Origin of the sequence: Pseudomonas sp. MPDS (assembly GCF_013283895.1) — a bacterium.
In the GTDB taxonomy this organism is placed as follows: Bacteria; Pseudomonadota; Gammaproteobacteria; order Pseudomonadales; family Pseudomonadaceae; genus Aquipseudomonas; species Aquipseudomonas rhizophila.
Map to the genome: position 1 here is coordinate 2,781,087 of NZ_CP054128.1, position 14,055 is coordinate 2,795,141.

Annotated in this window: 2 protein-coding genes; both read right to left on the reverse strand. The window is 65.3% G+C overall.

What is annotated here, in order from left to right; genetic code table 11:
* Window positions 1-3,837: a non-ribosomal peptide synthetase gene (locus HQ912_RS12355; RefSeq protein WP_173406833.1), complete on the reverse strand. Its 3,837-nt coding sequence runs from the start codon at window positions 3,835-3,837 to the stop codon at window positions 1-3.
* Complete coding sequence (locus tag HQ912_RS12360; RefSeq protein ID WP_173406834.1) at window positions 3,834-14,039, reverse strand: non-ribosomal peptide synthetase; 10,206 nt, start codon at window positions 14,037-14,039, stop codon at window positions 3,834-3,836. The genes HQ912_RS12355 and HQ912_RS12360 overlap by 4 nt, the downstream gene beginning before the upstream one ends.
* Window positions 14,040-14,055 lie beyond the last annotated feature (16 nt).

A 14,055-nucleotide genomic window follows, 5' to 3' on the forward strand; every position in this document is an offset into this window, starting at 1 on the left:
TCAAACCGCTCCGTGTGTAGCAATGGCCGTGAGATGCGCCGCCAATTGTTCGTGCAAGGCGCGCTGCTCAAGGATGGTCAGGTGTTGCGCCGTGATGACCTCGCGGGTCAACGGCCCGCTGCTCAGGTCTTCCCAATGCGGGTCGGCGAAGTCAGCCTGGGCCAGGGTGTCGCTGGCCCACCAGACATGCACCGGGCAGCTTAGCCGGGCAGGCTTGAAGGTCGCCAGCAGATGCTGCGTGTGCTGCTGGTAGCGCAGCCGCGTTTGCAAATGCTCCCAACTGTCGCCATCGAGTTGCAGGCCTTGCTGGCGTGCCCACTGCACCAGCTCCGGCAGGCGTGCCGCTGGGGGCAGGGCGTCCAGTTGCTCCAGCAATGCGGCCATGATCGGTGGCGGCAACCGGCGCATCACGCTCTGGCTGTCCGGTGTCAGCGCTTGGGAGGCTGACTCCAGCAGCGCCTCGACACTGTCTTCTGGCGCTTGATGCTGGTACTGCGAGTCGATGATACCGAGAAACGCCACTGCTTGGCCCTGGCTTTCCAGGCGCGCGGCCGCAGCAATCGCCAGCAGACCACCGAGGGAGAAGCCCAGCAGGTGGTACGGCCCCTGGGGTTGCTGTTGGCGCAGGTGCTCGACATAGAGCGCGGCGAGGCTCTCGATATCGCCGCCCAGCGTTGTGCTGTCGTCGCTCAGGTACGCTGCCTGCAAGCCCCACAGATGCCAGGCCGACAGCGGCGCCAGCAGCGTGCGGTAATCCTGCACGTGGCCGGTGGAGGGGTGGAAGCAGAACAGGTTGGCGGCTTCGACAGCGTTTGGCGCCGACAACCGCACCAGTGGCGAGAGTTTGAGCTCGGCCTGCACCAATGCTGCAAATGCCGAGACGCTCGGGGCGTTGAACACCGCATTGACCGTCACTGGTGCCGACAGCGCGGTCTGCAGGCGACTGGCAAGCGTCACCGCCGCCAGGGAATGGCCGCCCAGCTCGAAGAAATCATCGTCGATGCCCACTCGCTCCAGGCCCAGCACCTGTGCCCAGACCTCGGCGAGCAAGGCTTCCAGCGGCGTGCGTGGCAAGGCACTGCCGACCGTGTCGAGGACTTTGTCTGCCCATTGCTGCAGGGTCTTGCGGTCGAGCTTGCCGTTGCCCATCAGGGGCAAGGCTTCGACGATCCGCAGGGTGGGCAGCATGTAGTCCGGCAAGCAATCCTGGGCCTGGCCATGCAGCCTGGCGACTGTGGTCGAATGCCCGGGCGCCAGGGTCATGAAAGCGAACAGTTGCTGGCCGAGCTCGCCGCGAGGGATGCATTCCACCGCGGCCTGGGCCACACCGGTAAGGCTGGTCAACTGCGCCTGGATCTCGTCGAGTTCCACGCGGAACCCTCGGATTTTCACCTGACGGTCGGCCCGCCCGGTGATCTCCAGGCTGCCGTCATGGCGATAGCGGGCCATGTCGCCGGTGCGATAGAGGCGCTCGCCCGGCCGATGTGCCAGCTCGATAAAACGCCCGGCGCTTTGTTGCGTGTCCAGGTAGCCGCGGGCCAGTTGCGGGCCGGCGATATACAGCTCGGCGCTTTGCCCTGGGGCGGCCAACGCTTGCTGCTCGTCGAGCAGGTACAGGCGCATGCCGTCGAGGCGGTCGCTGAGGGGCAGGCGACGATAATCCACGCTCGGATCGGCTTTGTGCATCACCACCCCAACGGTGGTTTCGGTCGGGCCGTAATGGTTGAAGACCGTTAGCGCCGGAGCAAGGCTGCGAATGCTTTGCAGCAGGCGCCGCGAGCAGCTTTCGCCACCGAGGATCAATTGCTTGCGCGGCAACACGGCAGCGCTTTGGGCATGAATCAACCAGGCGTCGAGCAACGACGGCACGATCTTCAGGTGATCGATCGGGTACTGCGCCTGCCAGGCTGCCCAAGCCTGGGCGTCCATGGCCGTTTCCTTGTCCAGCAGGTGCAATTCGCCGCCGCTGAGCAGGGCCGGGAACAGCAACGTGTAGCCCAGGTCGGCCGCCAGTGAGGTGACCACTGCACTGCGTTCGCCTGCGGCCAGTTGCAAGCGCCGGGATACGCTGGCGACATAACTGGCCAGCTGTCGGTGCTCGACGATGACGCCTTTGGGTGTACCGGTGCTGCCGGAAGTGAACAGCACGTAGGCCGCGTCCTGTCCTTGGATCTCGACGTTGGTTGCAGTCGTTGGCGCTTGCTGCCAGGCCGCTTCCTCGCGCAGGTCGAGGCTGCCGATGCCCGGCAACGCAGGGGCGCTGCCGGCCGAGCCGCTGAGTATGAAGGTCGGCTGGGCTTGTTGCAGGATCGCCAGCGAGCGTTGTGCCGGCTGATGCACATCCAGGGGAACGAACGCCGCGCCGCTCTTGAGCACGGCGAGCATGGCCAGGACCATCTGTGCCGAGCGATCCAGGTACAGCGCCACGCGATCTTCGCGACCCACGCCCTGGGCGCGCAGGAAATGCGCCAGTTGGTTACTGCGGGCCTGCAGTTGGGCATAGCTCAACTGCCCATTGGGGTCGCGCAGGGCCAAATATTCGGGAAACTGCGCGGCACATTCATCGAAACTCGCCGGCACGCTGGTAAACGGCAGTGCCGTAGCGTCGGATGGCGCCTGCAGGGCGGTCAGCGTTGCGGTAAAACTCGGCGCCTGCACGGACAGTTCGGCCAGGGGCTTGCCTGGGTTGGCCAGGGCATCGAGCAGCAGCGATTGGAGTTGCTCCAGCAGGACCAGGGCGGCCTGTTCGCTATAGCGGCCCGGCAGGTGGCAGAGGTTCAGGCGATAGCCGCCAGCGGTCGTTTCGGCCACCAACAGCAGCTCCATACCGGCGGGGATGGCCTGTGCGTCCAGCACCGTGAGCGTCGACGCCATGCTGCCCAAGGTGTCGAGTCGATCGGGCAACTGCCCACCCCACTGGAAGCCGTACTGCAAAGTGTCGGCCGGCAGTGCAGCGCTGACGCCGCAGTATTCCTGCCATTCGGTGGCTTGCTCGCAGAGCACCTGCAGGTTCGCCAGCGCCTGGGCAAACTGGCTGTCCGCCGCCGCTTGCCAGCGCAGGGGCAAGGGCTTGGCGAACAATCCCCAGCAATCGGCGAGTTCTTCATAGTCGTCGCGGCAATCGTGGACCCAGTTCAAGGTCAGTGCCGGGCTGTCGCCGCTGCTCAGGCGCTGCAACAGCACGCCCCAGGCCGTCATCAGCACTTGTTCGGGCGATGCGTCGTGACGTTGGCAAAAGCTGTCCAGGGCCATGCTCAACTGTGGGTTGGCGCTCAAGCGAGTGGTCACCGGGGCGTCGGAGCGGTCGCTGCGAACCTCACGGTAGAGCAACTCGCTGGCGGCCGCTTCGTCCAAGGCTTGGCTGGCCCAGAAACGCCGGCCAGGCTCGGCGTCTTCATCGGCCTGCAATTCGTAGAGCCAGGCGCTGTACTGGGTATATGTCATCGCCTCGTCATCCACCGATGGCGCCTCTATCGAGCCCAATGCCTGCGCCAGGCGCAGCAAGGTCCCGCGATCCGCGCTCAGCGCCGGCAGTTGCAGCGTGACCCGCTGCCGATCGCCGTCGACCGCTTGCACCTCGACGCTGATGGCGTCCGTGGCCATGACCGTGGATTCAACCACTTGCAAGGGCATCAGCAAGCCTGGCTCTGGCCGTACTCGCAGGCGCAGGGCCTCGTGACACACGCTCAGGGCGGCGAGTCGTTGGTGAAGACGCTCCAGGGCCAACGGGCCTTTTATTTCCAGTTCCAGGCGCGCCGCTGGCAATCCCGCCAACCACTGGCTGCGTTGTTGGGGCGAGAGGGCGAAGGCTTCTTCGCGAGTTTCAAAGGCGCTCATGCCTGCACCTCCGCAGCCAGCGGCGGCTGTGCTTCGGGCAGGCAACCGGTCAATTGTTCGCGACGCATCATCTGGCCCATGGCGACACAGATCTTGCGCTCACCCTCGAAGGGATCCCGAGCGTGGGCCACCAACATATTGTCCAGCATCACCATGTCACCCTTTTGCCAACTGAAACGTACCGCGCAGTCTTCATAAGCCTCGCCGATCACTTGCATCACTGCGTCTTCAATCACGCTGCCATCGCCGTAGTACACGTTACGTGGCAAATGTCCGGGGCCGAACAGGCTGATCAGGTTGCTGCGCACTTCCGGCTCCAGGCAGGCGGTGTGGTGCAGTTGCACCTGGTTGAAGAACGACAGTTCCAAGGTCTCGGGATGCTCGACGATGGCCGGGCAGTGCTGGGCGATCCGCAGGTTGTCGGCCCCCAGCCATTCCCAGCGCATGCCCGACGCCAGGCATTGGCGCTCGACTTCCTCACGCTGTTCGGTCTTGAAGAAGTCCTGCCAGCGCACATCCAGCTTGTCGGTGAAGTGCCGCACGTACAGCAGCCCCAGGGCCTTGAAGCGAGCGACGATGTCCTCGGGCAAGCGCGCCAGCACCTGCCGGCAATCGACGATGGGCGTGCAACCGCCCCGCGGCGCCGGCGTTTCGCAATAGAACCACTGCTTGCGTGGCCACTGCGGCAGATGGGAGCTCTCGTTGTGGAAGAGAATCATGTGCTGTTCCGGGTACGGCGTGGAGTGGTAGATGTTCTTGCCGGACTTGTTTTTCGGCAGGTCACCGTAGGTCCCGTAGAGGTCGGGTTCGATGGCCTGGGCGAACTGTTCGAAAGCGCTGGCATCCGGCAGGTTGAAACCCCGGAACAGCAGGCCGCCGTGGGTCAGCAGCTGTGCATTGATCCATTCCCGCGCTTGCAGCGCCCAGTGCACCGGGTCCAGGTCGCCGAGCAACGGCTCAATCACCAACGGCAAGGCTTGCCCGGCGCTGAGGGTGCGGGTACGGACCTGCTCATGGGCCACCTGGCTCACAGCGGTTGCACGGGTCTGCTTGAGCTTGCTCAATTTGGACTGCTTGCGCGCGCTGCGGGCCGTGGCTTCGTCGAGCGACGAATCCGCCAGGGACGCTGCGCTGGCGTTGCCACCCTCAAGGCGCCACGACCAATTGTCCAGCGCTTGTCCCGGGGCCGAGACGATCTGCTCCAACAGGCTCTCGAAGCCTTGTTCGAGGCGCTGGATGGTCGGCTCGTGCAACACGCTGGTGCGATACACCCAGCGCACATTCAGGCCTTGATCTTCGTCCTCTTCGACAAATACGGCGAGGTCGAACTTGCTGCTTTCCTGGCGTGATACCAGGTGTTCCACCTCAAGGTCCGGCAGGCTGGCATTGCCGCTGGGGGTGTTCTGCATGACGAACAGCACCTGGACCAGGGGATTGACCCCTGGTGTACGCGGCGGTTGCAGTTCCTCGACCAGTTTGTCGAACGGCACCTGCTGGTGCTGGAACGCCGACAGGCAATCCTCGCGCAAGCGTTGCAGACGGGCGTCAAAGCTTTCGCCCTCGCTCAGGCGGGCACGGATCGGCAGCACGTTGACGAAGAAGCCGATGAGATGCTCCAGGGCCGGATGTTCGCGGTTGGCCAGGTCGGTGCCGACGATAAAGTCGTTGGTCCCGGTGGCCCGTTGCAACAGGCTGTTGAAGGCATTGAGCAGGACCATGAACAGCGTCGCCCGCTGCTGTTGAGCATAGGCCTTGAGCACCTCGGCCTGGGCCGGTGTGAAGCGTTGTTCCAGGGCCGCCCCCTGATAGTCGGGACGCGCCGGGCGTGGCTGGTCAAGCGGTAGCGGGATCAGCGTTGGCGCGCCGTCGAGTTGGCGGCGCCAGTAGTCGATGGCCCGTGCCAGCAGGCGCTGTTGGGTTTCGCTGCGTTGCCAGTAGGCATAGTCGGCGAACTGGATCGGCAACACCGGCAGCACCGGTGTCGAACCGCTGGTACGAGCCTGGTACCCGACGATCAGCTCCTGCATGAGGATGCCCATGGACCACGCATCGGTCGCGATATGATGCAGCACCAATTGCAGCACATGATCGTCGGCGCCCAGGCGCAGCAGACTGGCGCGCAACATCGGCGCCTGTTGCAGATCGAACGGGCGTGCCGCCTGTTCATCAATCAAGCGTTGCAGGGTTTGCGCTTGTTCCTCGTGGTCGAGGTGACTCAGCTCGGTCGGCGTCAGGTCAACCCGCGGTGCCGGGCTGATGACCTGGCAAGGCTGGTCGCCGTGGAGATGGAACGCCGTGCGCAAGGACTCATGGCGTTCGAACACGGCCTGCAACGCCGCTTGCAGCGCTGCGACGTCCAGCGCACCACGCAGCCTGATGGCGGTGGTCATGTTGTAGGCGGCGCTGGGGCCTTCGAAGCGATCCAGGAACCACAACCGTTGCTGGCTGTAGGACAGCGGCAATGGCTGGTTGCGTGGCGCCAGGGCAATCTCGCTGTTGCCGTCGGCCTCGGTCTGGGCGTCGCGTTGCTGATCGACCGCTTCGGCCAATTGTTCCAGGGTGCCACGCTCGAACAGCGTGCGCAGCGGCAGGTTCACGTTCAACCGTCGGCGAATCCTCGACAACACCTGGGTGGCCAGCAACGAGTGACCGCCGATGGCGAAGAAGTCGTCGTGCACACCGACGGTGTCCAGGCCGAGAATTTCCTGCCACAGCTCGGCCAGGACCTGCTCGGTCGGCGTGCGCGGTGCCAAGCATTGCGCCTGCGCCGTTTCGTCCTGGGGCACACCCAGGGCGGCGAGGGCGCGACGGTCGATCTTGCCATTGGCGTTCAGCGGCAATTGCGCAAGGGCCAGCCAACGGGCTGGAACCATGTAGCTTGCCAGCTGCTGGCCCAGGTAAGCGCTCAAGACCTGTTGCGCGGACTCGCCGCCCAGGTTGGCCGTGTCGTCGAGCACATACCAGGCCACCAGTTGTAACGCCCCGCGCGCGTCGGGCAGTGCCAGCACCGCCGCGCTGTCCACCGCTGAGTGTTGCATCAGGCGGTTTTCGATCTCGCCCAGTTCGATGCGGTGGCCACGAATCTTCACTTGCTGGTCGCGCCGCCCGAGGTATTCGATCACGCCATCGGCGCGCATCCGGCCGATATCACCGCTGCGATACAGCCGCGCATCGGCTTGGAACGGGTGCGGAACAAAGGCTTCGCGGGTGCGTTTCGGGTCGCGCAGGTAGCCGCGACCGACGCCGACACCACCGATGCACAATTCGCCGGGTACACCGACAGGGACCAGGCGCAGCGCCGAGTCGAGAACGAACACCTGGTTATTGGCGGTCGGCTTGCCGATGGGCATGTGCAGGCAGTCGTCGGCGGGCGCTTCGGTGATGGGGTAGAAGGCAACGTCGTCCGAGCATTCGGCGGGACCGTAGGCGTTCATCAACGGGATCGCCGGGAAGCGGGCGAACCAGTCCCGCGCCAGGGCCGGCGGCAATGCCTCACCGGTGGGCAGGAGCCAGCGCAGGCTCGCCAAGGTGTGGTGCGTCTGGCTTTCCTGGAGCATGCCGCGAATCAGCGCCGGCACGGTTTCCAGCAGTGTCAATTGCTGCTCTTGAACCGCATCGAGCAGAGCCACAGGGTCATGGGCCTGGGCATCGGGAAGGATGTGCACGGTGGCGCCGAACAGCGGCGCGGCGAGGAACTGCCACACGCTGATATCGAACGCCGCCGAAGCCGTCTGGGCAATCCGGTCGTGCTCACCCAGGCCCAGGCTCGGGACCTTGCCGAACATGTTGTTGAGCATCCCGCGTTGTTCAACCATCACGCCTTTTGGCGTGCCAGTGGAACCCGAGGTGAAGATCACGTAGGCCAGTTGATCCGGGTTGTGCGCATAGGTGACCGGCGGCTGTTCGCGGCCTTGCCAGAGCGCCTGGGCGATCAGGCAGGTGGGTTGCTGGCGCATCTGCGGCAGGACGTTGTCCAGCGTTGAGCTTGCGTGCTCGCAGACCAGCAACAGCGGTGCTTCGCCCAGGTCCAGCAGCTCCGCCAGGCGTGCGTGGGGCTGTTGGATGTCCAGGGCCTGGAACGCCGCGCCGACCTTGAGCGTGGCGATCATCATTGTCAGCAAGGCCAGGCCCCGCTCAGCGAACAGCGCCACCAGGGTTTCCGGGCCGGCACCGGCCGCTTGCAGCGCATGGGCGATGCTGTTGGCGCGGCGGTCCAGTTCGGCGTAGGTCAGCGATTGCCCCTGGCATACGGCGGCGAGGTGTTGCGCACGGTTGCGCACTTGTTCGGCGAACAGCGCCGCATAGCCGCGCTCCAGCGGGAAGTCGACGTCGCTGCGGTTGCAGTCGATCTGCAACTGCCGGCGTTCCGCCTCGGGCAGCATGTGCAGGCTGCCCAGTGGCGCTTGCGGCGTCTCCAGCATGCCCGAAAGCAACTGCACCAGATGGCCGAGCATGCGCTGCACGGTGTCAGTGCTGAAACGCATGCTGTCGTAGGACAGGCGAATGCCCAGGCGGTCGCCGGGGTACAGCACCACCGTCATCGGGAAGTTGGTGTGCACCCGGTCTTCATAGATGTCGATGCTGAAGGCATCCAGTTTCACGCTGCTGATATCCAGCGGTGCGTTCTCGAACACCACCAGGCTGTCGAACAACTGCTGGCCGCGCGGCACTTGGCTGCAACGCTGGATGTCCACCAGCGAAGCGCTTTCGTGTTCGCGCAATTGCGCGTTGTGGGACAGCAGCGCCTGCAACCAGTCGGCCACTGGCACCTCGGGGTCGACATCGATGCGCAGAGGCAAGCTGTTGATGAACAGCCCGACCATTTCTTCCACACCGGCAAGATCAGTCGGGCGGCCGGCGACGGTCACGCCGAACAGCACATCGCGGTTGCCGCTGTAGCGCGACAGCAACAGTGCCCAGGCGCCCTGGATCCAGGTGTTGGGGGTCAGTTGGTATTGCTGGCACAGCTGCTGCAGCCGCTGGGTCTGGGCGATGCTCAGGGTCTGGTCGAAATCGCCAACCTGTTCCGGTGCCTGCTCCGGACGCGCCACGGGGCTGTCCACATGCAGCGGTGTCGGTTCGCTGAAACCGGCCATTTCGGCCTGCCAGAACGCATGGGCGGCGGCCATGTCATGGCGTTCCAGCCAGCTCATGTAGCCGCGGAAGGAGCGCAGGCGTGGACGGGCCACCGGCTCCTGGCGCACGATGGCCTGATAGATCGCCAGCAGGTCTTCCATCAGCAGGCCGAAGCACCAGGCGTCGGTCAGGATGTGGTGGAAACTGCGCACCACGGCGAAGCGTCGCTCATCGAGTTGGAACACCCTCAGGTGGGTCAGCGGCGCACAGGCCATGTCGAAACCTTGCAGGCGCTGTGCTTCGAGGGCCTGGTCCATCGCCAGGCGCTGCTGTTCTTCATCGAGGTGGCGCAGGTCCTGCCAGTCGAACGCCCGATGAGTTTGGCGGTATACGCATTGCAGCGGCTCATGATCGTCCTGCCACCAGAAGGCAGTGCGCATCATGGGATGGCGCTCAAGGAACAACTGCCAGGCCGCTTCCATCGCCGGGCGCTGCAGTACCCCGTCCCAGCTGTAGCGTTGCTGCATCAGGTAGATGCCGCTGTGGGGTTGCAACAGGGTGTGCAACAGCATGCCCTGTTGCATGGACGACAGCGGGTAGACGTCTTCGATGTTCGACCAGTCCAGCGGTTCGGATGCCAGGGTCGCCGCTTGCTTGTGGCACAACGCAAATGCCTGGCTGGCGGGGCGCAGGTCGGCTGCGCTGGCCAATCCGGCGAGTTCGTTCAAGCGTTGTGCAAGGCGCGGTGCCCAGTCGGCGGCGAGGGCGCCGTGGCTGCGCAGGTGCAGGCAATCGTCCTGCCACCAGGCGTCCAGGGTCAGCGGGCAAGTCGAAGCTGTCGCGGGGCTTGCGGCTTCGACCTGGGCCAGGATGCCACGCTCTTCGCGATGGCTGTCGAGGTTGCCGAGCCAGCGAATGGCCACCGATGCCGCCGGCAGATCACGCAGCGGTTCTTGCAGGTAGGTGTTGTCCGACAGGTAGCGCAGGGCGCCATAGTCGACGCCGTGCTGCGGGTAGGCGCGCATTTGCGCGGTCAGGGCCTGCAAGCGTTGCAGCAGGCTGTCGCCTTCGGGCTGGAGGAAGTACGGCACCGCCAGGGCCAATGGTCCCATGATGCGTGCCGGGTCGAGGTCGGCCACGGCAATCGGCGCATTTACCGGCAGGCGCTCGGCGCTTGGACGGGCATCGTGCACGCTCAGCGCAACCAGGCCATTGCCGCACAGTTCACGGCACTGTTCGACTACGGCAGCAGCCAATAGGCTGTTCCAGTCCAGTTGCAGCACTTCGCCCAAACGCTTGAGCTCACCTGAGGTGGCGGCCGGCAGGGTCTGCTCGACCACGCTGGCCGGCTGCTGGCTGTCCGGCAGTTGCAGCGTTTCCGTGCCGGCGTATTGCAGCCAGTGTTCCCAGGCGTCGTCCAGGGCATCGCCCTGTGCATGGGCCTGCTGGTGCCGCGTCCACTGGGTGAAATCGCCACCGGTGTAGGACAGGCGCACCGGCCGCTGATAGCGCAGTTGCGCCAAGGCCAGGTTGAGGTCGGTCAGCAGCAGCGCCCAGGATGCCTCGTCCAGACACAGCGGATGAGCGGCCAGCAGCAGGGCGTGTTTGCCGTCCACTTCCAGCAGGCGGGCATGCAGGGTTTGGCCGGCGTCCAGTGCCAGCGCGTCGACACCGGCCTGGGCCAGGGCTTGCAGTTGCGCCGGGGCGCAGGTCTCCAGTTTCTCGGTGGCGATGACCGGGGCCTTGGCCGCGACCAGTACCCGTTGCTGCCACTGGCCCTCCGGCAGGGCCTTGAGCGCCAGGCGCAAGGCCTGGTGGTGTTGCTGTAAGGCGCTGATGGCCTGGGTCAGCAGCTCGCTATCGAGCGCCTGGCTCAGCGCCACGCAATGCCAGGTGGCGTGCAACGGCCCTTGTTGCAGGCGCGCCAGTTGCCCGGCGGCCAGCGGCAGGTCATAGCCATCGGCAATCTCGTGTGCCACGCCATGGCTGGCATCGGCGCCCAGCACCCGGGCGATATCGGCGATGGTGCGGTTCTCGAAGAGCTGGCGGGGCGTGAGTTTCAGCCCTTGCTGGTTGGCGCGGGCGATGATCTGCAAGTTGATGATCGAATCGCCGCCTAGGGCGAAAAAGTTGTCGTGCACGCCGACACGTTCCAGCTTCAGGACTTCCTGCCAGATGGCGGCCAACTGCGCTTCGACTTCATTGCGCGGCGCCACGTGGCTGGCGCTGTCGTCCGTGGGTTTTTGCGGGAACGGCAAGCGCTGGACATCGACCTTGCCGTTGCGGGTCAGGGGCAGTTCGTCGAGGGTGATGAAGTGCGCCGGCACCATGTAGTCCGGCACCCGCGCACCCAGGTCGTTACGCAGTTTCGTGGCGGACAGCGACTGGCTGGCGACCAGGTAGGCCACCAGGCGCAAACTGCCGTCCAGTTCCACGGCACGGACCAGCGCCTGTTCGATCAGCGGCGACAGGCGCTTGAGCTGCGCTTCGACTTCGCCCAACTCCAGGCGGTTGCCGCGGATCTTGACCTGACTGTCGACCCGACCGAGGAACGCCAGTTGGCCGTCCACTTGCCAGCGCACGCGGTCGCCAGTGCGATACCAGCGTTGCTGATCGGCGTCGAGATGGAAGCGTTCGGCGGTCAGGTCTGGGCGGTGCAGGTAACCCCGGGCCAGGGCGCCGTTGATCAGCAGTTCGCCGGATACCCCGGTGGGCACCAGGCGGCCGTTGGCATCGACCACTTGCAGTTGACGGTTCGGCAGTGGCCGGCCGAGGGCGATGCTGCGCAGGCCCGCCGGCAACTCGGTGGCAATCGCCCCGACTGTCGCTTCGCTCGGCCCATAGTGGTTGAACACCCTGAGCCCTGGCGCCAGGCGGTTGACCTGTTCCAGCAGCGCCGGGCTGAGGGCGTCGCCACCGAAGACCAGCAGGGCGCGGGGCAGCAGGCGGGCATCGGGCAACGCCTGCAACAGGCCGGCCAGATGACTTGGGGTGATCTTCAGCACATCCACCGGGTGTTGGTCGAAGAGTTCGGCCAGTGCCAGGGGGCTGAAACCGCTGTCTTCATCCACCAGCAACAAGCTGGCGCCGCTGCACAGGGCGCCGAACAGTTGGGTGTGGCCCAGGTCGGCGGCGATGCTGGACAGCAAGCCGTAGCGAGCCGCCGGTGGCGGGTTGAGCACTGCGTGCACCGCCGTCAGGTAATCGACGATGGACTGGTGCTCGACCACCACGCCCTTGGGGGTGCCGGTGGAGCCCGAGGTGTAGATCACGTAGGCAGCATCGGTCGGGCTGTGGACCACGGCCGGTGGCGTGTCTGGCTGGGAGGCGATGGCGTCGGCCTGTTCCGCCAACCACAGCGTCGGCGTGTGCTCGGCCAGGCCTTTGAGCAGGGGCGAAGCGGCGGCACCGATCAGCAGTGCGGCGCGGCTGTCCACCAGCACGTCGGCCAGGCGCCCGGCCGGCTGCTTGAGGTCCAGCGGCAGATAGGCGGCGCCGGCCTTGAGGGTGGCGAGCAGGGCGATCACGAACTCGGCGCTGCGTTCCAGGGCCAATGCCACCACGCTGTCCTGGCCGATGCCCTGGGCACGCAAGTACTGGCTGAGGCGGTTGGCTTGCTGGTCCAGTTCACGGTAAGTCAGGGCGACCTGGCGGTCGCGCACCGCCAGCTGTTGCGGGTGGGCGGCCACCTGTTGTTCGAAGCGCTGGTGCAGGCACGCAGGGGGCACCGGCAGTTGCACACCACGACCCTGCACCAGCAATTGCTGGCGTTCTTCAGGGCTCAGCCATTCAAGCTCGCTGACCCGGCACTGCGCGTGCGCCGTCATCGCCAACAGGATCGCGCGCAATTGTGCCGACAACACCGCGACCTCGGCATCGCTGAAGCGACTGCGGTCGTAGCTGATCAGGTAGTGCAGTTGTTTGTCCGGCACCACGATCAGCGACAACGGGAAGTGATTGCGGCCTTGGGTGAGGGTAATGCCATCGGCCTGCTGGTCGCTGCTCGGGGCACTGAAACTCAAGCCACCGGTGTCCTGGTTAAGTGCGTCGGTGACCGGGAAGTTCTCGAACACCAGGATCGAGTCGAACAGCGCCTGTTCAGCGGCGATGCGCGTCATCGACTTGAGTTTGCCCAGTGGCAGGTAGGCGTGGTGGCGCAGATCGCTGTTGGCTTGCTGCAAGTGTTGCAGCCAGTCCACCAGGGTCGGCTCGTCGGCCCATTGCACGCGCAGCGGCAAGGTATTGATGAACAGCCCGACGGTGCTGTCCACCGCCGCCAGGTTCTCCGGACGCCCGGCGACGGTGACGCCATAGACCACGTCGTCACGCCCGGCGTGTTGGCCCAGCAGCAGTGCCCAGGCGCCCTGGATCAGCGTGTTGATGGTCAGGTCATGCTGACGGGCGAAGTGCGCCAGTTGCTCGGTTTCGCTGGCGGCCAGCAGGCTTTCCCGTTCGGCGAACGGTGCCCCCGCAGGCGCTGGCTGGCGTACGGCGAAGCTGGGCAGTGGGGTCGGCTCGCTGACGTCCTGCAACTGTTCGCGCCAGAAACTTTCGGTGGCGGCCATGTCCTGTTCCGCCAGCCAGGCGATGTAGTCTCGATAAGGGCGGGTCGGCGCCAGATGGGCAGGGCGGCCATGGGCTAGTTCGTAGTACAGCGCCAGCCACTCCTGCACGGCGATGCCGACGCTCCAGCCGTCCATGAGGATGTGATGGAAGGTCCAGATCAGGTGCCAGCGCTCAGGCGCCAGGCGCACCAGGCACACGCGCATCAGCGGCGAGTCATTCAGCTCCAGGGGTTGCGCCCGCTGTTCCAGTGCCAACTGTTCGAGCGCGGCCTGCGGTTCGGCGCGGTCCTGCCAGTCCAGTTCGGTCAGGGGCAATGCCACGTCCTGTTGCACCACCTGATAGGCATCGTCCAGTTCTTCCCAGAGAAACGCACTGCGCAGCACCGCATGACGCTGCATCAGCGCCTGCCAGGCACCACGAAAAGCGCTCAATTGCAGCGGGCCGTTCATGTCCAGGCTCAACTGCTGGTAATACACCCGCGAATCCGGTTCGTAGACGCTGTGGAACAACAGACCGTGCTGGGTCGGCGAAAGGGAGTAGATGTCTTCGATGTTGTTCATGCTTGTTTGGTCCATT

Bases quoted from the DNA above. Each gene is read 5' to 3' on its own strand.
- HQ912_RS12355 (WP_173406833.1), bottom strand. From the start codon at position 3,837: ATGAGCGCCTTTGAAACTCGCGAAGAAGCCTTCGCCCTCTCGCCCCAA.
- HQ912_RS12360 (WP_173406834.1), bottom strand. From the start codon at position 14,039: ATGAACAACATCGAAGACATCTACTCCCTTTCGCCGACCCAGCACGGT.